This window comes from Geobacter sp. AOG2 (assembly GCF_019972295.1).
GTDB lineage: Bacteria > Desulfobacterota > Desulfuromonadia > Geobacterales > Pseudopelobacteraceae > Oryzomonas.
Map to the genome: position 1 here is coordinate 2,234,355 of NZ_BLJA01000001.1, position 23,134 is coordinate 2,257,488.

At 55.6% G+C, this 23,134-nt stretch carries 19 protein-coding genes; 7 read left to right on the forward strand and 12 right to left on the reverse strand.

Annotation, left to right across the window (positions count from 1 at the left end; all coding sequences use genetic code 11):
* Positions 1-15 precede the first annotated feature (15 nt).
* From LDN12_RS10085 to ilvD, 12 genes are all read right to left on the reverse strand, one after another.
* Positions 16-675: a phosphatidylserine decarboxylase family protein gene (locus LDN12_RS10085; RefSeq protein WP_223922551.1), complete on the reverse strand. Its 660-nt coding sequence runs from the start codon at positions 673-675 to the stop codon at positions 16-18.
* Between the two features lie 68 nt (positions 676-743).
* Complete coding sequence (gene ilvC, locus LDN12_RS10090) at positions 744-1,760, reverse strand: ketol-acid reductoisomerase (protein ID WP_223922552.1); 1,017 nt, start codon at positions 1,758-1,760, stop codon at positions 744-746.
* 207 nt (positions 1,761-1,967) lie between these two features.
* Positions 1,968-2,387 (reverse strand): response regulator, encoded by a 420-nt coding sequence (locus LDN12_RS10095; protein ID WP_223922553.1) that lies wholly within the window; start codon positions 2,385-2,387, stop codon positions 1,968-1,970.
* A 386-nt stretch (positions 2,388-2,773) separates the two neighbouring features.
* Complete coding sequence (locus LDN12_RS10100) at positions 2,774-3,550, reverse strand: amino acid ABC transporter ATP-binding protein (RefSeq protein ID WP_274382208.1); 777 nt, start codon at positions 3,548-3,550, stop codon at positions 2,774-2,776.
* Complete coding sequence (locus LDN12_RS10105; RefSeq protein WP_223922554.1) at positions 3,537-4,553, reverse strand: ABC transporter permease subunit; 1,017 nt, start codon at positions 4,551-4,553, stop codon at positions 3,537-3,539. The genes LDN12_RS10100 and LDN12_RS10105 overlap by 14 nt, the downstream gene beginning before the upstream one ends.
* Before the next feature lie 5 nt (positions 4,554-4,558).
* Positions 4,559-5,350 carry an amino acid ABC transporter substrate-binding protein gene (locus LDN12_RS10110; protein ID WP_223922555.1) on the reverse strand — a complete coding sequence of 264 codons (792 nt, stop codon included), beginning with the start codon at positions 5,348-5,350 and terminating at the stop codon, positions 4,559-4,561.
* Between the two features lie 65 nt (positions 5,351-5,415).
* The gene (gene mtaB / locus LDN12_RS10115) at positions 5,416-6,741 is read right to left on the reverse strand and encodes a tRNA (N(6)-L-threonylcarbamoyladenosine(37)-C(2))-methylthiotransferase MtaB (protein WP_223922556.1); all 1,326 of its coding nucleotides are present in this window, start codon (positions 6,739-6,741) and stop codon (positions 5,416-5,418) included.
* Positions 6,738-8,093, reverse strand: coding sequence for an MATE family efflux transporter (locus LDN12_RS10120; protein WP_223922557.1), 1,356 nt, complete (start codon positions 8,091-8,093; stop codon positions 6,738-6,740). Before LDN12_RS10120 ends, mtaB begins: the two co-directional genes overlap by 4 nt.
* A 3-nt stretch (positions 8,094-8,096) precedes the next feature.
* Positions 8,097-11,711: a DUF748 domain-containing protein gene (locus LDN12_RS10125; protein WP_223922558.1), complete on the reverse strand. Its 3,615-nt coding sequence runs from the start codon at positions 11,709-11,711 to the stop codon at positions 8,097-8,099.
* A 342-nt stretch (positions 11,712-12,053) separates the two neighbouring features.
* Entirely contained in the window at positions 12,054-12,545 is a 492-nt protein-coding gene (gene ilvN, locus LDN12_RS10130; RefSeq protein ID WP_223922559.1) for an acetolactate synthase small subunit, read from the reverse strand.
* 214 nt (positions 12,546-12,759) lie between these two features.
* Positions 12,760-14,460, reverse strand: a complete 1,701-nt coding sequence (gene ilvB, locus LDN12_RS10135) for a biosynthetic-type acetolactate synthase large subunit (RefSeq protein WP_223922560.1) — start codon at positions 14,458-14,460, stop codon at positions 12,760-12,762.
* A gap of 321 nt (positions 14,461-14,781) precedes the next feature.
* Positions 14,782-16,443, reverse strand: coding sequence for a dihydroxy-acid dehydratase (gene ilvD / locus LDN12_RS10140; RefSeq protein WP_223922561.1), 1,662 nt, complete (start codon positions 16,441-16,443; stop codon positions 14,782-14,784).
* A gap of 225 nt (positions 16,444-16,668) precedes the next feature.
* Between ilvD and LDN12_RS10145 the strand changes: the two genes are divergently transcribed.
* From LDN12_RS10145 to tilS, 7 genes are all read left to right on the forward strand, one after another.
* On the forward strand, positions 16,669-16,824 hold the full coding sequence (locus tag LDN12_RS10145) for a hypothetical protein (protein ID WP_223922562.1): 156 nt from the start codon (positions 16,669-16,671) through the stop codon (positions 16,822-16,824).
* Between the two features lie 80 nt (positions 16,825-16,904).
* A complete protein-coding gene (locus tag LDN12_RS10150) occupies positions 16,905-18,155 on the forward strand; it encodes a replication-associated recombination protein A (protein WP_223924051.1) in 1,251 nt (416 codons plus the stop codon).
* Between the two features lie 54 nt (positions 18,156-18,209).
* Complete coding sequence (gene pfkA, locus LDN12_RS10155; protein ID WP_223922563.1) at positions 18,210-19,172, forward strand: 6-phosphofructokinase; 963 nt, start codon at positions 18,210-18,212, stop codon at positions 19,170-19,172.
* Between the two features lies 1 nt (position 19,173).
* Positions 19,174-20,247, forward strand: coding sequence for a magnesium/cobalt transporter CorA (corA, locus tag LDN12_RS10160; protein ID WP_223922564.1), 1,074 nt, complete (start codon positions 19,174-19,176; stop codon positions 20,245-20,247).
* Positions 20,248-20,278: 31 nt separating this feature from the next.
* Complete coding sequence (locus LDN12_RS10165) at positions 20,279-20,626, forward strand: phage holin family protein (RefSeq protein WP_223922565.1); 348 nt, start codon at positions 20,279-20,281, stop codon at positions 20,624-20,626.
* A gap of 513 nt (positions 20,627-21,139) precedes the next feature.
* Entirely contained in the window at positions 21,140-21,688 is a 549-nt protein-coding gene (locus LDN12_RS10170; RefSeq protein WP_223922566.1) for a hypothetical protein, read from the forward strand.
* Complete coding sequence (gene tilS, locus LDN12_RS10175) at positions 21,688-23,085, forward strand: tRNA lysidine(34) synthetase TilS (protein WP_223922567.1); 1,398 nt, start codon at positions 21,688-21,690, stop codon at positions 23,083-23,085. The genes LDN12_RS10170 and tilS overlap by 1 nt, the downstream gene beginning before the upstream one ends.
* Positions 23,086-23,134: the final 49 nt, after the last annotated feature.

The window sequence follows — 23,134 nt, forward strand, 5'->3', positions numbered from 1 at the left end:
CCACGCTTTCTCCGCCTAGCCGAGACGTCCCAACACGGTTTCGCCCGCCACGGTCGCATCTCCAACCTTTACCAGCGGCTTCACGTCAACGGGCAGATACACATCCACCCGTGATCCGAAACGGATCAGTCCATAGCGATCTCCCCTTTTCAGCAAATCCCCGGTTCTGGCGTAACAAACAATCCGCCGCGCGATCAGTCCGGCAATCTGCACAAAGGCCAACCTTACGCCGCCGCCGGTCTCAAGGATCAGGCCGCTTCGTTCGTTTTCAAAGGAGGCCCGGCCGTCACGGGCATCAAAGAACCTGCCGCGGTGATAAAATGAGTCAACAACCCTACCGTCAAAAGGAACGCGGTTGACATGTACATTGAAAACCGACATGAAGATGCTGATCTTGATAGCAGGAGTTCCAAGCGGTGTATCGGGGACACGCTCCGCCACGATCACCACCCCATCAGCCGGAGCCACCACTGTCCGCTCGTCGCCGGGTGGGGTGCGCTCGGGATTGCGAAAGAAGTAGAGAATAAACAGAGTCAACACGCAGGATAGCACAACGGGAACAGCCAGCACGAGGGAACAGAGTTTCCAGGCTGCCAAAACCAGCAGAAGCGTCAATCCGGCGGAAGAAAAGATGAAGGGATAGCCTTCTCTGGCAAAAGGGGTCGAGTTATTCATGAGCCTGCCTGAACGCGCAGACACCCCTCTCCCAAAGGGTAAAGGGGTGTCGAATGCGCTGAGTGGTCCTAGTTTTTGGTCTTGTCAACTATCTTGTTCTTGCCGATCCAAGGCATCAGGGCGCGAAGTTTGGCCCCCACCTGTTCGATCTGGTGGTCGGAACCGCGACGGCGCAGGGCATTAAAGGTCGCTTTGTTAACCTTGTTCTCCAACATCCATTCCTTGCAGAATTCGCCGGTCTGGATCTCGTCGAGGATTTTCTTCATCTCTTTTTTGGTCTCGCCGGTGATGACACGCGGTCCACGAGTCAGGTCGCCATATTCGGCAGTGTTGGAGACTGAGTAGCGCATATTAGCGATGCCGCCCTCATAGATCAGGTCAACGATCAGCTTGGTTTCGTGCAGGCATTCAAAATATGCCATTTCCGGAGCGTAACCGGCTTCCACCAATGTCTCGAATCCGGCCTGGATCAAAGCGGCAATACCACCGCACAGCACGGCCTGCTCGCCGAACAGATCGGTTTCGGTTTCCTCTTTAAATGAGGTTTCAATGATGCCCGAGCGGCCGCCGCCAACTGCCGAAGCATAGGCCAGCGCCAGGTCCTTGGTTTTCTTGGAGGGGTCTTGGTGCAGTGCAATCAGGCAGGGCACACCGCCTCCTTTTGTGTACTCGTGGCGCACCAAATGCCCCGGTCCCTTAGGGGCCACCATAAAGACGTTGATGTCTTCGCGGGGGACGATCTGGCCGAAATGGATGTTGAAACCGTGGCCAAAGGCGATGGAGGCGCCTTTTTTCAAATAGGGCGCGATTTCTTCGCGATAGATGTCGCCCTGAATCTCGTCGGGAAGCAGGATCATCAGAACATCGGCCGTCTTGGCGGCTTCGGTAACCGTAACAACCTTAAACCCGGCATCCTTGGCCTTCTTCACGGAAGCTGAATCCTTTTTCAGAGCAACGAGTACGTCAATACCCGAATCTTTAAGGTTCTGGGCATGAGCATGCCCTTGAGAACCATAGCCGATAATGGCGACTTTTTTCTTTTTCAGGAGTGCAACGTTACAATCTTTGTCGTAATAGACCTTCATACTCTTGTTCCCATCCTTCCTGCGAAATTTTCCGGGAAAACCGGTACAAACTATTGATAAAACAAGTGCTGAAAATAATACATTCACCGGCTGCTGTCAATCAATTCCACAAAAGAAACCAGAGATACATGCAAAGATGACAAAAAACGCCCTCATGTTCAAAGAGGGCGTTCTTGTCTACAAAAAAGTGTATTCCGTTTGTCTCTGTCAAACATCATCCAGCATGCCGTGTATCTTCACGAGTAGTTCCTTCGGGCTGATCGGTTTGGACATGAATTCCGGGGCGTTTACACTCCCATCGCTGACCGTCTCGAGACCATTGGGGTAGCCGCTCACCAAGATAGCCTTCAATCCGGGCTTAATTCTGCACATCATTTGATAGGCATAAAAGCCGTTCATCTTCGGCATGAGCACATCACTCACCAACAGATCAATCCGTGCGAATTCCTTCGTAAACAGTCCGCATGCTTCCAAACCGTCCGTAGCGGTAAGCACATTAAAACCATAATCCTCAAGGCACTCCTGCAACATCTGCCGGACCATAACCTCGTCATCAACTACCAGAATAGTTCTTTTATCCAGCAGGGTACCTTTCTCTCCATCTGTGGTCCGAAGTGACAGTGCCATTACTTTCTCCGTCAAGCGAGGATGGGATGCTGCTTAACCACTTAGCATACCTATCAACTCCCGTGCCATCCCGCAAAAGACACATAGTATCAGGTCATTATGTATCAGCAGATATTTGTGGCACGGCTCGGGCCGCTGTTAGACTATTAAAAATGGTAATTTTTTTAACATTTTCAGAATTATGAAATCATTACAGATAGATGTAAAATGTTAACATTTTTAACACAATCAGTAATTACCTTTAAATATCAACAGATTATCAGATCAATTAAAAGTGTAATTATTTTTAACACTCTCTTCAAATGCCATAAAAAAACCGGAAAGTATGACACCTCCCGGTTCAAAAAAATCTGATATATCCGGCCACAACCGGTGACCATTATCTCTTACAGAAGCCTGTTGAGAAAACTGCGGATGCGTTCGTTCTCCTGACCAACGCTGAAAAACTCCTGGGGGTTACCCTGCGCCAGAAAACGGCCCGATTCCATAAAAATGACCCGGTCGGCCAATTCCCGGGCAAACCCCATGTGGTGGGTAACGATGATCATGGTCATACCTTCGTCGGCCAAGGTATGGATGGTGTCGAAAACCTCCCCCACCAGTTCCGGGTCCAGAGCCGAGGTCGGCTCGTCGAACAGCATCAACTTGGGACGCATGGCCAAGGCACGGGCAATGGCCACACGCTGCTTCTGGCCCCCGGACAGAGTTGCGGGGAACACGTCCTGCTTATCGGACAACCCCACCTTGGTTAGCATGTCGAGAGCTACCTGGCGGGCCTCCGTGAACGGCATCTTGCGGACGGTCAGCGGTCCCTCCATGACATTACCCACGACGGTCATGTGAGGAAACAAGTAAAAATGCTGAAACACCATGCCAATCTCGGTCCGCAGAGCGCACACCGCCTGAGGGCGTTCCAGATGGCGGCGCCCATGGTGGGTGATGTACCCCACCTCACGTCCCTGGAAGCGAATAACCCCCTCATCGATCTCTTCCAGCAGGTTGATGGAACGCAACAGCGTGGACTTGCCAGACCCCGACGGCCCGATGATGACCAACTTCTCACCTGGAAAAACATCCAGATCGACCCGGTCTACCGCCGTCAGGTTTTTGAAACGCTTGGTTATTCCCGTAAGTCTGATCAACGGCTCCCTAACGGTGTTCATAGATCCCCGCCCGGTATTCGATTTTTTCAAAGATAAATGTAAAGATGCTGGTCAGAAGGAGATAAATGGCCGCAGCCAGAGCTAGGGCAGTGATATTGAAATAGGTATTGAAAAGCTGGTCGGCCGAACGCATCAGCTCCACCATGGCGATGGTCGAAACCAGGGCCGTATCCTTTATGAGGGCGATGAACTCGTTGCCGACGGGAGGCATCAACCGCTTGTAGGTCTGAGGTATGATGACGCGCCTCATTGCTTGGCCATAAGTCATACCGATGGCCTTGGCCGCCTCCATCTGGCCGTGGTCGATACTCTGAATTGCGCCACGGATTATCTCTCCCAGGTAGGCCGAGTAGTTAAGGCCGAGGCCGATCACGGCAGCGGTTAGAGGAGGAAGGGTCACGCCGAAGGCCGGCAGGCCGTAATAAATGAAGAACAATTGGAGCAGGAGCGGCGTGCCGCGGAAGAACCAGATCACGAACCAGCACAAGGCGGACAGGGGCCGAAAGGTGCTGATGCGTCCCAGAGCGATCAGGAGTCCGCCCAAGGGCGAGACCAGCATGGTGCAGAGCACCAGAAGCAAGGTCATGGTCGCGCCCTTGAGCAGTGCGGGCAGGAATTTGCGGCAATCTTCCAGGACTGAAAGCCAGCGAGGCTGCTGTTGCTTCCCGATGGCGGCAACCATGTTTTTCGCCTCGCTGTTGTCGGGGTACAGCGCCAAGACCTCCCGGCTGGCAGCCAGAGCCTTATCGGCCTCGTTCGAGGAGGCATAAATCCTGGCCATCTGCATGCGGCTGGCCACAAAGGCGCCGGCATCAGCCCCCTTGGCCGGAGCCGGGATCTGCCTGAGAAGTTCGATGGCTCCCGGCAGATCGCCCTGGGCCATCAACTCACCCGCCTGGCGGGAAAGGGTGTCGTTATCCAGCGCCAGGCAAGGACCGGCCAGGACCCACAAAAAAAGCAGGGCCGCAGCGGCCCTGCCGAAATGTATGTTGAAACGCGTCATATACTTTAGAATTTCTTAGGATTAGTGATATCTTCCGCAAACCATTTCCGGGATATCTTGGCCAAAGAACCGTCCTTTACCATCTTATCCAAGGTTTGCTGTACCTTTTGCCGCAGGCTAATATCACCTTTGCGGAAGGCCACTCCAAAGGGTTCCTTGCTAATCATGCCGGGAAGTATCTTGAACTTGCCAGGGCGCTTGGCGATCATGTCGCGGCCGGTGACGTTATCCACCACCACCACGTCAATACGACCTGCTTCCAGATCAAGCAGAGCCTTGGGATAATCTTCATATTCCTTCAGTTCCGTTGGGGCGGTGGGGAGTTTTTTGACCGCTTCCAGACCGGACGAACCTTTCTGAGTGCCGGCCTTTACGCCCTTCAGGTCTTTCAACCCCTTGAAACGTTTATCCTTGAAATTGACTACTGCTATCTGGCCGTCCATGATGTAGGGCTTGGTGAAGGCTACTTCCTTGGCCCGTTCGGGCGTAATGGTCATGCCGTTCCAGATGCAGTCGAACTTCTTGGCGTCCAGGGAATGGATTACCCCTTCCCAGGCGGTGGGCTGCCATTCGATCTTGATGCCGAGACGCTTGCCCACCTCTTCTGCCGCGTCGATATCGAAACCGACCAGTTTGCCGTCTGCCTGGCGATACCCCATGGGAGGAAAGGCGTCATCCAGACCGATAACCAGTTTACCGCTTTTTTTGACGTGTTCCCAGGAACCGTCGCCGGCAAAGGCGTAGGCAGCCACAAGGGATAACAAAATACAGATACATAGAACAAGCGTCTTTTTCATGTTTATCTCCTCAAACAAGAATTTGACAAAGCGGGGCGGAATTATCACAGAAATGGTTGGACCAGTCAAGGCAAGATATAATTTTCCAAATGTTCTTCCACCAATGTTTCCGTTCTCCGCCCTAGGACCCGACCCTCCTGGATGCATTCTACCCGAACGACAACCTCCCGGTTGACCATATCTTGGGGTGCAGGGTATTCCACCTGGATGTAGTTCCGACTCAACCCCCTGATGAGACCCGTCTCCGCATGCCACGTTTGCCCAAGAACCGGCAACGTGCGTTCATTAAAGCGTTGCAGGAATGTGTTCTTTTTCACGTTGGCGGCCTCCCGTAGCCATTCTCCCCGTTCCCTGATGATATTGACGGCCACCTGACCGGGCATCCCGGCCGCCCTGGTACCACTCCTCCGGGAAAATGGAAACACGTGCAAATCGGAGAACGAGGTCTCCTCCACCAACAACAGGGTTTCACGAAACTCCTCATCTGTTTCGCCGGGAAAGCCGGCAATGACATCAGCGCCGATAAAGGCGTCCGGCAGCGCGGCCGTGATCCTCGCCACCAAGTCCCGGAAGAACCGGGCCGTATAGTGTCGCCCCATACGGTGCAGCACTGCATCACTACCGCTCTGCAAAGGAAGGTGTAAATGGGGGCAGACGGCATCTGAGGCCGCCATAAACCCGAGCAGTTCGTCGCTTAGTTCGTTAGGCTCCACCGAACCGATCCGAAGTCGTGGTACGAGCCGTTCATCTGCAATACGACGCACCAAGCCGGCCAACGACAGCCGGGGAGTCAGGTCAAGCCCATAGGCCCCCAGGTGAATACCGGTCAGCACCACCTCCCGGAAGCCGTTGTCGGCCAGATCCCGCACTCCCTTCAGCACGTCATCCAGTGGCACGCTACGGCTTCTGCCCCGGGCATAGGGGACGATGCAGTAAGCGCAGAAGGAGTTACAGCCGTTCTGAGCCTGGAGAAAGGCACGGGTATGCTCGGCAAAACTCGTAAGCTCCAGCGGTCCGGCCGTCTGTTCGTCGCCAATGTCCGAGACGCGACTTTCACCTGACTCCACCAGGTCGGCGATCTCCCGCTTTTCCCGATTACCCAGTACGCTGTCCACTTCGGGCATGCGTTCCAACTCGCCCGGCGTCACTTGGGCGTAACAACCGGTGGCAACCACCCGGGCCAGAGGATTCAGGCGACGGGCGCGACGGATCAGGCGGCGGGTCTCGGCGTCAGTGCGGGCCGTGACCGTGCAGGAGTTGACCACGTATATGTCAGCCGGCTCGGTGAAGGCGACTATGCGATAACCGGCCCTTTGGAACTGCTCGGACATGGCAGCGGATTCGAACTGATTAGTTTTACACCCCAGGGTTGCTATGGCGACACGTTTCATATGGTTGGTACGTCCTTTTCCAATGCCTTCAAAATCCGGGTGACATAGACGACCACGATGCAGGCCGCCGACCAAGTCACCATGAAGATGCCCCACCAAATTCCCATGATGCCCCATCCCAGGATGGTTGTCAAAAACTGGAATACCAGAAAGGGAGCAGCAATCTGCCGGTACAGCCCGATCCAGAGCGCAAAAGCCGGACGCTTGACACCCTGCATGGCCGAGATGCAGATGTAGAGCAGCACATAAGCCGGAAAAACAAAGGCTTCGATGCGCAAAAAGCGTACCCCGACAGCCACAACCGCTCCATCTTCGGTAAAAAAGCCCATCAATTGTCTGGTGAACGCCAAGGCCGCCACGGTGCCAGCGATGGCCAACATAAAGCCGTAACGCAGGGAGATTGTCAGTGCCCGACGAATCCGGTCGATGCGTTTTGCTCCGAAGTTCTGAGCACTCAGCGCCAGGGTGGAGATATTGAGTCCCATCACCGGCAACAGAGCGATCTGCTCGATACGGGTGGCAATGCCGTAGGCCGCCACCGCCTCCTGGCCAAATTTTGCCACAAACCAGGTGATGATGAAGACCCCCAGGGTGACGGTCATCATGTTCATGGCCGCTGGATATCCCTGTCGGAAAAGTTCCCGGTAGTAACGCCAATGAGGGCGCAACTCTCCCAGGCGGAAATGCTCTACAACACCGGAACGTGCAAGACTTCTGAAGAGGTAGAAGTTGCCCAGGCACTGGATCGCGACCGTGGCCAGCGCCACGCCGGGCAGGCCGAAGGCAGGCACGCCCAGACCACCATACATGAACCAGGGGTCAAGAGCCAGATTGAGGAAAAAACTGGTGATCAAAAAGTTGCGGTAGGTGGTGGTATCGCCGTGGGAGTTGAGAATTGCGTTCATGACGAAATTAAGCAGAAAAAAGGTTGCCCCGGCGAAGATCACATTCATGTAGCCTAGCGCCAGAGAAAGGTACTCCCCCTGCGCGCCCATGAAACGAAAGATAGTCGGAGAACATGCCCAGCCCATTATGGTAAGGGCCACTGCGTGTAAAATGCCAAAAGAGAGTGCCTGGAGCACATAACAGCGGGCTTCGCCCTCCTCTCCCCTGCCCACGGCGTTACCAATCAGGGCCGTGGCGCCACTGGAGACGCCGGTGCCGACGGCCAACAGAATAAAGAACACAGGAAAGGAAAGCGACATGGCCGCTAAGGCGGTGGTGGAGAGTCGTCCACCGTACCATGTGTCCACCACGTTAAACATGGTGTTGAAAAAAAAACCGGTCCCGGCTGGGATGGCCAAGCGGCGGATCAGCGCCGGTATGGGAGCGGTGGTCAGATCGTTATTCATAAATTACTGGACAATCGCATTCAACTCCACCCTGCTTCGTGACGTCGTATCCTTTTCCGGCGCCTTGAAAACGTCGTCGATCTTCTGGAATACTCGTTCAGGAGGTATGCCCCCCTTCCTGACCAGATCATTCATCACCGCCACCACCCGCTCATGGGCAAGGGTTTTCAGTTCCGGCTCCCCGATCACGGTGTTGGCAATGATCAGCTTCTTCATCTCATCAGGCGGCAGATCCTTGACCAAGCCCAAGATATTACGTGGCTTGGGGAATTTTTCCTTCTTGTAGACCGCAGCCAGGTATTTCGGATATTCTGCCGGTAGAACCTGAATACTTTCCGCTTTTTCCCCCTCCTTCAACACACCCTGCTTGCTCAACGCCAGAAACTTTTCGTTCTTCATCTTGCGGTCGAGCAGTTCTCGACGATACGCCTCAGTGTCCTTCTCCCGATCCACATATCCCTTCAACTCCACCTTCAGAGCCGGCCGTTCCAACAGCGCCTTAGAGAGGGCACTCAATTTCTGTTCTTCCTGGGCAGGAATGGTGCTGGTACCGGGGTTAAATTGAATGGCGCTCAAATCCTGGCCTCCACCGAACATGGAGGAAAGCAGCGAGAAGGGGGACGTCACCGCCTTGACCATCAGGTTTCTGATGACCTGGAATACCAGTTTCCAAACACTGAATTTGGGGTCGTCGGTGCGGCCGGTGACCGGCACGTCCAGGTGTATCTCACCCTTACGGTCCTTGAGCAGCGCCAAACCCAGCTTTACCGGCAGTTTGGTGGCCTTGTCACTCGCAACCTTATCGCCAAAGGTGAACTGATCGATGAAGATGTTGTTAGAGGCTTCGAGCTGTTTCTTGTCGATGTGGTATTTCAGGTCCAGGAAAAGCTTGCCCTTTTCCACCGAGTAGCCCAGATAGGTGCCCGAATAGGGGGTAACCGGCGAGAGTTCGATATCGCGAAAAGAGACCTTCAGGTCCACAAACAGGTCGTCCCGTAGCGGGTTGATCTGGCCGGTGATCTGGAGCGGCGAGTGGTTTTCCAAGTTGCCGCGCAGATCCACGTCGGCAAACTTGGACTCCTCGGAACTGAGGCCGCTAACCCGCCCCCCCAGGTTGTAAAAGGTGGTGGTAAAATGTTGCGGTAGATGATTATCGCTAAAGGACAGGGTACCGTCCTGGATCGTTATACTGCCAATCTGGATCTGTTTTTTGGCAGGAGGCGTCTGCTGTGGAGTGCTTGCGACCGGAGACACAGGCGGAGAATTGGTGGATATCGAACCTGAGGCAGCAGGTTCCTGCTTGGGCTTCTCCATCAGGTTCTGTAGGTTCAGGGTGCCGTCCTTGCGCACGATGATCCGGGAGTAGACGCCATTGAGGGCGATCTGGCGCAGGGACAGGCTGAACGGTTCGAGGTTGCCCCGAATATCGTCTAGTTGCAGGCTCTCCCATTTGAGCAGGTCTTCCTCGGCCACAGTATCTATGGCGTGGAAGCCCCTGATGCCGGCACTCCCCCTGAACGTACCGGTCGGCTTGCCGCCCTTGAGGGCGATGTCCACATTCATACTGGTGTCAGCGGTGCCGCCCAGGATGAAAACATTTATATTGGAGGGGAAATAGGCCTCAAAATCGCGTAGAGGCAACTGCCCCACGCTGACGCTCCCCTTGTAGCGGAAAGGAAACGGGGTAATCATGCCATTGGCCTTGAGCGGGGTGGCTCTGTTAAGGGTCGAGGAGAAACGTAGCGCTGCCGGCGTGAATTTGGGGCCGTTCAGGTTTGCCAGACTCATGCTGGTGTTGCGAAGCGTGAAGCGCGGTTTGTCCGGGATAGTTTTATCGGTGTAGGTGGTGGTAAGTCGGTCAATCCTAATCTTATTGATGCGGTAGGTGAACCCTTTTGAAAGTGACGGTCCCGTTACTGCTACTTTCTTCGCGGATGTAGCCTTCTTAGCAGGTTCCCTTTGGGACTTCCTCAACAGCGACAGGAGAGAAATAGTACCGTCCGCACCGCGGGAGAGGGAAATATTACCCTGGGCCAGCATGATGTCGTCCAGGTCAAGGCGGTTTGCCTTTTGGTGGTAAGCAGCCCCGCTCACTTCCAGACGTTTCAGGTCAAGCCCTTCCTTATCGCCGTAGCGTGTCGAGAGCCCACTGAGAGTTAGGTCCGCCCGACCCACGTCCAAGCCGTTCTCCGAGGAATAGGCCGCCTCAACGGACAGGTCCAGACTTCCCTTGAGCGGCGCCGTCAGGTAGTGGGCCAGATAGGGCCACCCCTTTTGAAGCCTCAAGCCACTCAGATCTGCCGAAACAGTGGCCTTAAGCGGCGTAAGGCTGAAGGTACCGGCGACGTTGAAGTCGGCTTCGTTGTCCAGAAGCAGCGACATTTCGTAATCAGCCGACTTGCCAGGTTCGGTGGTGAAACCTTTCACCGTTGCATCGATCCCGGTGACGTCCCCCTTGAAACCTCCCTTGGGAAGGGCGTCGCTAACGTGGACTATACCCTCTTTAAAATCGAATTCACCGATACGCACTAGTGGCCAAGGGTTTTTCTTTGTATCAGGCCCAGGCTGTTTGACTGCTTCCGCAACCGGCTCCTGCCCTGCCCCGGCCGGCTTCGGCAGTAATTGTTGGTACATCCACTGCCCTGCGGAGCTGCGGCCTGCGAACAGCTCAAAACCCTCAACAGTGACGGTATCCAGCAGAAAGCGCTGGGCAAATATTTCCAGATCAGATGCGCGTATCTGGAGTGATGGGAGCCTGAACAACGGCTGTCCTTCTCTCAGGTTTACGGCAATATTATCCAGTCGCACCAACCCTTTGACAGACAGTTCCGGCTTTTTATCGGCCGATACGCGATAACTGACATCCGTGGCAATGGTCAGCTTGCCGGACGCCAGATCAGCCGGCGGCCTTACCGGAGCATAGGCTACATAACCGGGCAAGTCGAGCTGTTTCAGGTCGATGTGCACCGATGTTTCCATGGATTTGCTAAGTGGCTTCACCTTGCCGGAAAAACTGAAGGGCGCGCCGTTTACCTGAGCCGAGATAAGAGGGTCCGTGTATTTCTCCACCAAATAGGGTATGTTGCTGATAAACGGGACCGCCACCTTGAGGTTGCGGACAGTGTGCCTTCTCCCTCCATCCACAGCCCGATCGTCAAAATCCACGGAACCGCTGTCGAGAGTGATATTGTTGATGGAAAAATGGAATTCTCCCGTGGATTCCTTTTTAGGCTTTGCCTTCAGGCGCTCGATTATATCGCTGAAGCTGTATTCGTTGGCTGCCAGGCGGACAATGGAGACGGAAGGCGTATCGATGGAGACATGCGAAAGGATCAAGGCGCGTCGGTAGATCGAGGCAGGGCTGAGTGAGGCGCGTAGGCGGCCGATGGAGATGAAGGGACCGCCTCCTTTCTCCATAATGGCAAAACCTGTGACCGTGACCGTAAGAGTAAAAGGATTGATGGCGACCTTCTCAATGCCGGCCTTCCTGCCGGTGGCTTCCTCCAGAGCCGCCACGGCCTGACTACGTACAATGAGCGGCAAAACGGCAATGATGAAGAGCAGGAGCGCAGCAAAGGCAGCGGCGATGATCAGGGCTGTTTTTTTGCGTTTTGACATGGCGGCCTCGCGGCAGTAGCGGATCGGTAAAGAGCTTTCTTGTCTATAAATAATATCACGGAAACATCACCGTCCTAGTCCTAAATCGTCATTACCGCTACGGAGATACGGAGATACAAAGAGAAAGGCAAAAGACATTTGGGTACAAACAACCTTGAAGTCGTTGTCATTTACTTAGTTTTACTTCTAATTTTCTTTGTATCTCCGCGCCCCGGCGGCGGGTTCGGATTTTTTCAAGAGCTTTGCAAGTGTCTTGCGTGGCTTGGCGGCAAATCGCTTGACAAAAATGGCCGCGCAGCGGTAACTGCGCGGCCATTGATGATTATTCCGGTGGCTGTTGCCTTACCCCTTCCACCCCTTGGCGCCGCGCCCTATGGCCACGGCACCAGTACGGACCAATTCTTTCAGCCCCAGTGGCCGGAGCAGTTCCAGGAGGGCATCCATCTTGACTGGATTTCCGGTGGCCTCGATGGTGTAGGATTTGGGTGTGACATCGATGATCTTGGCGCGGAAGATATCGACTATTCGTAGCACCTCAGCGCGATTCTCATCCTCGGCCGTGACCTTAACCAACACCATCTCGCGCTCGATGGCGCTGCCGTCGCTGAAATCAATCACCTTGAGAACATCGATCAGCTTGTTGAGTTGCTTGGTGATCTGTTCAAGAATCTGCTCGTCTCCACGGGTGACGATGGTCATGCGCGACAACCCTTCCTCGTTGGTTGGGGCGACGGTCAGGGAGTCGATGTTGAAGCCGCGTCCCGAGAAAAGGCTTGCCACGCGGGAAAGAACGCCGAATTCGTTTTCAACCAGCACTGAAATTGTATGTTGCATGGGGAAACCTCCATAAAGTCTTCAATCTAACGTCCGCCACAGAGACACGGAGACACAGGGGTACACAGAGAAAATCAAAAGAACAAACCAATCCGAAAGGGGTAGTACTATAAAGGCATAAAACTGACGGGGCTGTTCGGTTATCTTCTGTCTCCAGCCCTTCTCCGTATCTCTGCGTCTCTGTGGCAGATTCAATCAGTTATGCGTTCATTAATTACGCATTCAACACCATCTCATTCAGGGAAGCCCCGGCGGGAACCATGGGCAGCACCTTTTCCTCCCGAGCGATCTTGAACTCCATGATCACCGGGCCTTTTTCCTCGAAGGCCTGCTTGATAACCGTCTCCACCTCACCCGGCTTGGAGGTGCTGAAGCCCTTGGCCCCATAGGCATCAGCCAGCTTGACGAAATCGATAGGAAGCTCCATGCAGGTCTGGGAATAACGCTTGTCGAAGAATAGCTCCTGCCACTGGCGCACCATGCCGAGGAAATTGTTGTTCAGGATCACAATCTTGACCGGCAGACGGTTCTGCACCAGAGTGGCTATTTCCTGGATGTTCATCTGTACGCCGCCGTCACCACAGATGGCGATCACCTGGCGTTCAGGGAAGGCGGCTTGCGCCCCCATGGCGGCAGGCAGGCCGTACCCCATGGTGCCGAGCCCACCCGAGGAGAGCAGCGTACGCGGCTTGTTGAACTGGAAGAACTGGGCGGTCCACATCTGGTGCTGTCCCACGTCGGTGGCGATGATGGCGTCGTCGTCCGACAACTCCCGCAATTTTTGTATGACAAACTGTGGTTTGATGATGGTTGTGCTCTGCTTGTATCCAAGGGGATGTTTGGCCTTCCAGCCGGCGATATCCTCATGCCAGGGAGCCAGCGCTGTTTTGAACCCAGTTGCTTTGTCTTTATGCTTGTCTGCCAGCTTGATCATCTTGGCCAAAACGTCTTTCACATCGCCCACGATCGGCAGGTCGACTCGCACATTTTTCTTGATGGAGGTCGGGTCCACATCAATATGGATGATCTTGGCGCTGGGGGCAAACGTGGCGATCTTGCCGGTTACCCGGTCATCGAAGCGCGCCCCCACGGCAATGATCAAGTCGCTGTTGGTCATGGCCATATTGGCGCAGTACGAACCGTGCATGCCCAGCATGCCGAGTGAGAGGGGGTCGTTTTCCGGGAACGAGCCGAGCCCCATCAGGGTAGTGGTCACTGGAATTGACAGTTTACGGGACAGATTGGTCAACTCGTCGGCGGCATTGCCAAGAACCACCCCGCCCCCGACATAGATCACCGGACGGTGTGACTCCAGCAGCATGTCCACCGCTTTTTCCACTTGGCGGGGATGCCCTGCCAAGGTCGGCTTGTAGCTGCGGATTTCCACCGTATCCGGGTAGACAAATTCGGTCTGGGCTATCTGCACGTCCTTGGGAAGGTCCACCAAGACCGGGCCGGGTCGGCCGGTGCGGGCGATGTAGAAGGCTTTCTTCATGATCATGGCCAGATCCTTCACATCCCGCACGAGAAAATTATGCTTGGTGCAGGAGCGGGTGATACCGATGATATCCACCTCCTGAAAGGCATCGTTGCCGATCAGCGCCGTCGGCACCTGGCCAGTGACGATTACCATGGGAATCGAGTCCATGTAAGCAGTGGCGATACCGGTCACGGTGTTGGTGGCGCCGGGCCCGGAGGTGGCGATGGCGACGCCAACCTTGCCGGTAGCGCGGGCGTAGCCGTCCGCCGCATGGGTGCCGGCTTGTTCGTGGCGCGGCAGAATGTGACGGATATCCTTAAAACCAAAGAGTTCGTTGTAGATGTTGATCACGGTACCTCCGGGATAACCGAAGACCGTGTCCACGCCTTCCTTTTTGAGACATTCCAGCAATATTCGTGCACCGTTCATTTTCATGGGTGATACCTCTGAATGTAATGGATGGTTGAAAGGGAATCTATTGTTTTCGCGCCGGCACTGAAGCATGGACATGTGGGGCGGAAACAACCGACTTATGCGTAAGCGTTTCCATGGTTCCTCCTTTAAGCACATTCCGGTTTCAGGCACAGGTGCGTCAGCCTCCGGAAAGAATTGACAGATTTGTTAAAAAAACTGAGGTTGTTCAAAAATGGGCAGATCGTCGCCACCGGAGAATGCCCTCTCGTGCGGCGTAGCAGTGCTACGCCGCACGAGAGGGCGTTTGAGGATGGCGGCGAGATGGCTGTTTTTCAACAACCGTCAATCGGCCGTGGTCACGGCGCCGGTATGGGCCGACGTTACCAACTTGGCGTAGCGCGCCAACCAGCCGGTCCTGATCTTGGCTTCCGGCGCCTTCCAGGCGGCCCGGCGGGTGGCCAGGGTGGCTTCGTCCACCAGCAGTTCCAGGCGACGGTTGGGGATGTCGAGCAGGATGCGGTCCCCTTCTTCCACCAAGGCAATCGGGCCTCCCTCGGCCGCTTCCGGCGAGATGTGACCGATGCAGGGACCGCGGGTGCCGCCGGAGAAACGACCGTCGGTTATCAGGGCCACCGAATCGCCAAGCCCCATGCCCATGATGGCCGCCGTGGGGGCCAGCATTTCGCGCATGCCGGGGCCGCCCTTGGGACCTTCATAGCGGATCACCACCACATCGCCCGAGACAATCTTTCCTTCCATGATGGCGGCCATGGCCTTTTCCTCGGCATCGAAGCAGCGGGCTGCCCCCTCGAACTTCATCATGGCGGCCGACACGCCCGACTGCTTGACCACTGCCCCTTTAGGGGCAAGGTTGCCGGAGAGGATGGCGATGCCACCCTCTTTTTTGATAGGATTGGAGAGTGGACGGATCACCTCTTCATCAACGTTGGCGATGCTCTCAGCCAACTGATGGGTGGTCAGGCCGAACAGAGTCGGCGCATCCTTGATCTTGTCGCCCAATTGTTTGAGCACGCCACTGACGCCACCGGCCACATCCAAGTCTTCCATGAAGTACTCCCCTGCCGGGTTCATGGAGGCCAGTTGCGGGGTATCCTTGGACAGGATGTCGAAGGTTTCCAGCGGCAGGTCCACACCCGCTTCCCGGGCGATGGCCAGAAGGTGTAGCACGGTATTGGACGAGCCCCCCAAGGCCAAATCGACCCGGATGGCGTTTTCGAAGGCCGCGCGAGTCAGAATGTCGCGGGGTTTGATATCGTTGCGCACCAGCTCGACAATCCTCTCGCCCGAGGCAAAGGCTATGCGCCGCTTCAAGGCCGAAACCGCCAGGGCGGTACCGCAACGCGGCAGGCTCATTCCCATGGTCTCGGTCAGGATAGCCATGGTGTTCGCGGTGAACAATCCCTGACAGGACCCCATGCCGGGGCAGGCGTTGTCCTCGCAGACCTTGAGTTCCTTGTCGTCGATCACGCCAGCCTTGTAACGGGCCATGGCCTCAAAGGTGTCGGTGACAAAGGAGTATTTCCGACCACTCAGGCTGCGGCCGCTCATCATTGGACCGGCAGTAACGATAATGCAGGGAATGTTTAGCCGCGCGGCGGCCATCAGCATGCCGGGGGTGATCTTGTCGCAGTTGGTCAGCAGCACCAAGCCATCTAGTCGGTGTGCTTCGGCCACCGATTCCACCATGTCAGCGATCAGTTCGCGGGTAGGGAGCGAATAGTGCATCCCCTTGTGCCCCATGGCGATCCCGTCGCAGACGCCAGGGATACCGAAGAAGAAAGCATAACCGCCCCCGGAGTGAACGCCCTTCTCGATGAAGCGCTCTAGGTCTCGCATGCCTGAGTGTCCCGGGATCAGGTCGGTAAAGCTGGTTGCCACGCCGATGAACGGCTTTTCAAAGGCGCTGTCGGGAACCCCGGTTCCCTTGAGGAGCGCTCGGTGCGGTGTTCGTTCGAGTCCCTGCTTGATGGTGTCGCTACGCATGATGGTATTATCCTCGATGATTCAAATTTTCGTGATGCCAAACAGCCGATTGGCGCGGATAAAGGACATAAAAGATAGTATATATGCGGACTGGTGTCAACCCGGAATGCCGAAGAGTTTATTGGAATTTATTTACGATCTCATGAACCGTCGATGTTGCATTACACGACCGGAATGGTATACTACGCCTCACCACTCCTGCATACCGACGTCAAGGATTGCCCTATGATGGCAGCAGAAAGCGCTCCCGATTCTTCCCGAAAACCAACTGCCGCCGATCTGCGGCGCTCCTCCACGCGGCACCTCCAATATACTCTGATCAAGGACAAATACTCCATCACAGCCGGCACGGCCTGGCCTGATCCGGAATACAACCCATGAAGACACCGACACTTTGGGAATCCCCCGACGATAGTCCCAAAATTCAACCGATTCCGGCAAACGCCCCCTTAGCTGAACGCATGCGTCCCCGCAGTATGGCCGAATTTACCGGGCAGGAACACCTACTGGGCGAAGGGCGCATTCTGCGACGGATGATCGAAACCGACAACCTTTCCTCTTTGATCTTCTGGGGACCACCCGGCTGCGGCAAAACCACGCTGGCCCATGTCATAGCAAAGGAAACTAAATCCCACTTCATCTTCTTCTCCGCCATCCTTTCGGGTGTAAAGGAAATCCGCGAGATCTTCCGCGAAGCAGAGGGATATGCCGACCGCGGCGCCCGTACCATCCTCTTCGTGGATGAAATCCATCGTTTCAACAAATCCCAGCAGGATGCCTTTCTCCCCTACGTGGAAAAAGGTGTCGTCACCATCATCGGCGCCACCACCGAAAACCCCTCTTTCGAGGTCATCGCACCGCTCATCTCCCGCTGCCGTGTCCTGACCTTGAATCAACTGGACGCGTCAACAGTCGGGACCATCCTGCGCCAAGCACTGAATGATATGGAACGAGGGCTCGGCCCTTTAGGCCTCACAGCCGACGATGACGCTCTCGTGTTCCTGGCCGACCAATGCGGCGGTGATGCCCGCATAGCCTTGAATACTCTGGAGGTGGCAGCGGGTATTACGACAGATAATGTCATAAAAATTGAAACCGTGCAGGAAGCTTTACAAAAAAAAGCCCTGCTGTACGATAAGGGTGGCGAAGAGCATTACAACGTCATCTCGGCCTTTATTAAATCACTGCGTGGCAGCGATCCCGACGCGGCCCTCTACTGGCTGGCCCGCATGCTGGAGGCGGGAGAGGACCCACTCTTCATCCTGCGGCGTATGATCGTCCTGGCCTCCGAGGACATCGGCAACGCAGATCCCCGAGCCTTGCAGGTAGCGGTCTCGGCCCTCCAGGCCTTCCAGTTCGTGGGGATGCCCGAGGGCCGCATCCCCTTGGGCCAGGCGGTCACCTACCTAGCCACGGCGCCGAAATCAAACGCCTCCTACGCCGGCATCAACGCCGCGTTATCCGAGGTTAAAAAGAGCGGCGCCCTCCCCGTTCCTCTGCACATTCGCAACGCCCCAACCAAGTTGATGAAGGAACTGGGCTACCACAAAGGGTATCAGTACGACCATGACTACGAGGAAGGGTACTCTGGGCAGGAATGCCTGCCGGAAAAGTTGGTCGGGCGAAAGTTCTATGAACCAAGGGGGCACGGTTATGAGAAAAATATCCTGGAGCGTATGGAGTGGCTACGCGCCCAAAAAAAGAAACCATAATAAGCGTTTCTCCGATCAACAGAGGGGTGAAGGACATCAAGGAGATATCTGACCATGAAACGACTCGCCATTCTTACCAGCGGTGGTGACTGCTCCGGTATGAACGCCGTAGTCCGTGCTGCGGCACGTACCGCCATCGCCAATGATGTAGAAATGATCGGCTACCGGAAAGGGTTTGCCGGGCTCTTGAAAAACGACTACCTGGTGTTGACGAGCAGGGCTGTTTCCGGGGTGCTCCAGCGGGGCGGAACATTCCTGCAGTCGGCCCGCTCTCAGGAGTTCCGCACCGAGGAGGGGCGCCGCAAGGCGCTGGACAACCTGTTGAAGGAAAAAGTCGAAGGACTTATAGTGATCGGCGGCGATGGTTCGCTCTGCGGCGCCCATGCTCTCGACATGCAAGGTTTCCCGGTGGTCGGCATCCCGGCCAGCATCGACAACGACATCCCGTACACCGACATGGCACTGGGGGTGGACACGGCACTTAACAACATTCTCTACGCCGTGGACTGCATCAAGGATACCGCCAGCTCCCATGACCGGGCCTTCATCGTGGAGGTTATGGGGCGCAACTCCGGCTACCTGGCCTCGACCTCGGCGATCGCCACCGGCGCGGAATTCGCCATCGTGCCCGAAGTGGAATTCGATCTGACTGAAATGTGTCACCAGTTGCGGCGGCGTTACGAAGAGGGTCGCACCAATGCCCTGATCATCATGGCCGAGGGAGCTGGCCGCGCTCAAGAGATTGCCGACAGCATCAAGGATTGTGCCGGCTTCGAGACCCGGGTGACCGTTTTGGGGCACTACCAGCGGGGCGGCGCACCTACGGTTTTTGACCGCCTGCTGGGAAGCCGCTTCGGCCTTAAGGCGGTAGAACTGTTGCTCTCCGGGACCAAGGGGGTTATGCTCGGCCTGTCGACTAACTCCCTGACCACCACGTTGCTGGAGATGGTCGTTAAGGGTGGGCAAAAAAAGCTGAACAACGAACTGGTGCACATGGCCGACATCCTGGGGATTTGAAATGGCTCGCAAACACAGACTCTTCAGTGGGCAGTCCCGCAAGGCCGGCCTTCCTCCCGGTACGCTGGTCCACATCGGCACGGAGCGTAGCGGTGGCTCGGTCATCGACGTGACCGTTTATTCGCCGGACAGCGTCGAGGAGTTTCGCCCCGAGGGGTTCGACCAGTGCGTCCAGCCCTCCCCCGGACCGGCCGTAACCTGGATTAACCTGGAAGGACTCCAGGACGTGGAACTGATCAGGCGTTTCGGTGAATGTTACAAGTTGCATCCCCTTGTGCTGGAAGATATCGTCAATACGACTCAACGTCCGAAAATCGAAGATTACGGCGACTACCTCTTCATCGTCGCCCGCATGATTGGCTTCACGCCGGAACAGGGCATAGAAACCGAACAGGTCAGCATGATCATCGGACAGAACTACCTGCTGTCATTCCAAGCGGGGACGGTCGGGGACACTTTCGAACCGGTACGGGAACGGATCCGTAGCGGTCGTGGCCGCATCAGGACCATGGGAGCTGATTACCTGGCTTACGGCCTGATCGATGCCGTCGTTGACAATTATTTTACCGTTCTTGAGGGGATGGGAGAGATCGTGGAGGACCTTGAGGATGAGTTGGCCCAAGGGCCGAACCAACAAATCCTCAAAAGGATCATCGCCCTCAAACGGGAGACCATCTTCATGCGCAAGGGAGTTTGGCCGTTGCGCGAGGTTACCGCAGCCTTGGAGCGGGGCGAATCGCCCCTGATCTGCGATACGTCGCGAGTTTTCTTCCGCGACACCTACGACCACACTATCCAGATCATTGACGGAGTGGAAACCTTTCGCGATCTCCTTTCCGGCATGCTCGACCTGTACCTGTCCAGCATGAGCAATCGCACCAACGAGATCATGAAGCTCTTGACCATTGTCGGCACGATCTTCCTGCCGTTGACTTTCATCGTCGGCGTGTACGGCATGAACTTTAAATACATACCTGAGCTTGAATGGCATTACGGCTATTTCATCATCTGGGGGGCGATGCTGGCTATCGCCGCGGCAATGGCCATATATTTCAAAAGAAAACGGTGGTTATGATCGGGATGTTGAAGAACTGCCGGAGGAAACCATGACAAGACTCGTCCTGAAATGGGTATTGAACGCATTTGCCCTCTTTCTGGTTATGAAACTGATTCCGGGGATTCAGATTGACCGCTTTCAGGATCTGTTGGTGGGGGCACTGGTGATTGGATTATTGAACGCGTTCCTGCGGCCGGTTATAATCCTGCTGACCCTGCCTGCAACCGTGCTGACCCTGGGGCTTTTTACCCTGGTCATCAATGGACTTATGTTTTATCTGGCCACTACGCTGGTCCACGGCTTCAGGGTCTCCGGTTTTGTCACCGCCTTTGTGGCGGCGCTGCTCTTTAGTCTGTTCAGTTTTTTCCTCAACATGATCGTCCGCCGGGACGAATGATGCAAGCCGCCGCTTCTGCCGTTCAAGTATTGCACTGTTGGATCACGGCGAACGACAGCACGTAATGATTGTCCCGGAAGACTAACCGTAAACCGAGAAACTGCTATGTGGGGAGTTCGGGTGTAAAAGCGCCTTCCTCTCCTCGTTGCTCACCGGCTGCGAGGTTTTCTTTGCAGGGGGCGCCCCCTCGGAAGAAGAGGAAAGAGTTACGACGTCTTCAGGCAGGCTCAGCAATTGCGGGGTGACCGTGGCGGTTTTCCTGCCCCCGGCCGTTTCATTCATCGTCGGACGTTTCGCCTGTTGAGGAGAGACTACCCCCGGCGCTGATTCTATCACGTCAGATATTGAAGATTGCATAGCATAAACTCTTATTGTTAATAATTTTTATTATATTATGCACCACGATGCAATGCAAGTGGACAAATTTGACGGGATTACATCACTGCCATTTTTTGCTATAGTGGTACCGCACATTATCAACATGCTATATTTTAACCCGTAAGGCGGCCACATATGAATCTACGCATCCCCTTCAGGCAGATATTGCCCATGGGGGTCCTCGTCGTTTTGTCCGGTCTGACTGGCTGCGCGACGGTCGATCAGAAGATCGCCCTGAATCACGCACCAGCAGAGCATCCCCTTGGCAAACACAACGGAGAGATCGTCGCATCACGGCTCGACGTACCCGCATCGGATACCAAAAACAGCAGAGGCGAATGGACAAACGACGCTCTGCTGCCCGAATTGAAGCGTGCAGGCTATACCGCGACTTCGGCCCCATCCATCTCCTACGGCATTTTCCGGGGCATCCTCATTACCGACACCCGCGTTTACCTAGACGTCAACAAGAGCTTGGCCAGCGACCAGAGCAAGCATGAACTCAAGTTCAACGTCGATATGGTTCTGAACGGCACCAAAGCTAAAACTTTTACAGTGGTATCCCGAGACAATAGTACCCTGCTTACCGCCGCAAAGGAAATCAAAGAGAAAATCATGTTCAACTACCTGCAGGACGTCATGCAGCAGATCGTCCCCGACATCATCGCCCTGATCGAAAAATAGTGATCACCATCGCCACTACCCTCACCGCCCAGGTCGCTCGCAGCATCCGCGAGCACAGGCTCTTTGGATCGGACGACACCATCATCGTGGCCATTTCCGGTGGGGCCGATTCCACTGCCTTGCTCGACCTGCTCTCCCGGCTACCCGGACTTTCGCCGCGGCTCGTGGCGGCCCATCTGAACCATTGTCTGCGCGGCCCGGAATCGGACCGGGACGAGGAGTTTGTCCGCTCCCTCGCCACCCGCTATCGCATCCCCCTGGAATGCTGCCGGGTGGATGTGAAAGAGCTTGCCCTAAGAGAACGGCGCAATCTTGAAGATGCCGGCCGGCGGGCGCGCATTGCCTTCCTCGACGAGGTCCGCCACTCATGGCAGGCCACGGCGGTCGCTCTGGCACATCACGCCGACGATCAGGCCGAGACTGTCTTGATGCGCCTCCTCCGAGGTGCGGGACCGGGAGGACTTGCCGGCATGCCCTACCGGAACGGACGGGGCTTCGTCCGTCCCCTGCTGGGTATCACCCGGGCCGAGTTGGTGGCCTACCTGACAGAGCGGGGCATGGCGTGGCGCGAAGACGCCAGTAACCGGGACATCGCCTTTCTGCGCAATCGTATCCGCCACGAGCTGCTGCCCCTGCTGGAGCAGTACAACCCTGCCATCCGGGAGCGCCTAGCCACAACCGCCGCCGTGCTGTCGGATGAGCACAATATCATTAATCAGCTTACGAAGGAGATTGTGGATCGCGCCTGTACCTCTGACGGCGATGGATTTGCCTGCACGGTTACAACATTAATTGAGCAGCCGCCCGCACTGCGACGAAGGGTTTTTCGCCATCTGTTAGAGCGGCTGGCCGGCAATCTGGACCACTTCTCAAACCGCCACATTTCGGCTATGGAACAGTTGTTGGAGTCTCCCCGCCCTCACGCAACGCTGAATCTGCCTCAGGGTATTACCGTCATGCGCGATTACGGCGCGTTCCTATTGCAGCGCACGTTAAGGTCTGCTCCGCTGGCCATAGATAAATTGATGATCACGGGAACTGGGCACTATCCACTCCCCGGTGGCGCATCACTAACACTGACCCTTGTGCCCGCATCGACCGACATTACGCCTCTCCCGGCCAATGCCGCCCTTTTCGACCCAGACCGCGCCCCCTTCCCCTGGTATGTACGCACGTTCAAAAACGGCGACCGCCTTATGCCCTTCGGCATGAACGGCAGCAAAAAGGTCAAAGAGATTTTCATCGATACTAAGGTCTCCCGCTTCAAGCGCCTCAGTATCCCTCTCCTCTTCTGTGGTGAAACGCTGCTCTGGGTCTGCGGCCTGCGCGCTTCGCAGTTCGCCTGCATCGACAATACATCCACTCATGCAATCAAGGCGGTTTTCTCGGAGACATGACCGCATCCGTCAGGCATCCAATCGATTGAACTTGTCAATAAGAGCTCGA

Coding starts and splice junctions, on each gene's coding strand:
- corA (WP_223922564.1), top strand. CDS start 19,174: ATGGCTCGCAAACACAGACTCTTCAGTGGGCAGTCCCGCAAGGCCGGC.
- mtaB (WP_223922556.1), bottom strand. CDS start 6,741: ATGAAACGTGTCGCCATAGCAACCCTGGGGTGTAAAACTAATCAGTTC.
- ilvC (WP_223922552.1), bottom strand. CDS start 1,760: ATGAAGGTCTATTACGACAAAGATTGTAACGTTGCACTCCTGAAAAAG.
- LDN12_RS10165 (WP_223922565.1), top strand. CDS start 20,279: ATGACAAGACTCGTCCTGAAATGGGTATTGAACGCATTTGCCCTCTTT.
- LDN12_RS10095 (WP_223922553.1), bottom strand. CDS start 2,387: ATGGCACTGTCACTTCGGACCACAGATGGAGAGAAAGGTACCCTGCTG.
- LDN12_RS10125 (WP_223922558.1), bottom strand. CDS start 11,711: ATGTCAAAACGCAAAAAAACAGCCCTGATCATCGCCGCTGCCTTTGCT.
- LDN12_RS10110 (WP_223922555.1), bottom strand. CDS start 5,350: ATGAAAAAGACGCTTGTTCTATGTATCTGTATTTTGTTATCCCTTGTG.
- LDN12_RS10120 (WP_223922557.1), bottom strand. CDS start 8,093: ATGAATAACGATCTGACCACCGCTCCCATACCGGCGCTGATCCGCCGC.
- ilvB (WP_223922560.1), bottom strand. CDS start 14,460: ATGAAAATGAACGGTGCACGAATATTGCTGGAATGTCTCAAAAAGGAA.
- LDN12_RS10100 (WP_274382208.1), bottom strand. CDS start 3,550: ATGAACACCGTTAGGGAGCCGTTGATCAGACTTACGGGAATAACCAAG.
- LDN12_RS10145 (WP_223922562.1), top strand. CDS start 16,669: ATGATGGCAGCAGAAAGCGCTCCCGATTCTTCCCGAAAACCAACTGCC.
- LDN12_RS10170 (WP_223922566.1), top strand. CDS start 21,140: ATGAATCTACGCATCCCCTTCAGGCAGATATTGCCCATGGGGGTCCTC.
- pfkA (WP_223922563.1), top strand. CDS start 18,210: ATGAAACGACTCGCCATTCTTACCAGCGGTGGTGACTGCTCCGGTATG.
- LDN12_RS10105 (WP_223922554.1), bottom strand. CDS start 4,553: ATGACGCGTTTCAACATACATTTCGGCAGGGCCGCTGCGGCCCTGCTT.
- LDN12_RS10150 (WP_223924051.1), top strand. CDS start 16,905: ATGCGTCCCCGCAGTATGGCCGAATTTACCGGGCAGGAACACCTACTG.
- ilvD (WP_223922561.1), bottom strand. CDS start 16,443: ATGCGTAGCGACACCATCAAGCAGGGACTCGAACGAACACCGCACCGA.
- LDN12_RS10085 (WP_223922551.1), bottom strand. CDS start 675: ATGAATAACTCGACCCCTTTTGCCAGAGAAGGCTATCCCTTCATCTTT.
- ilvN (WP_223922559.1), bottom strand. CDS start 12,545: ATGCAACATACAATTTCAGTGCTGGTTGAAAACGAATTCGGCGTTCTT.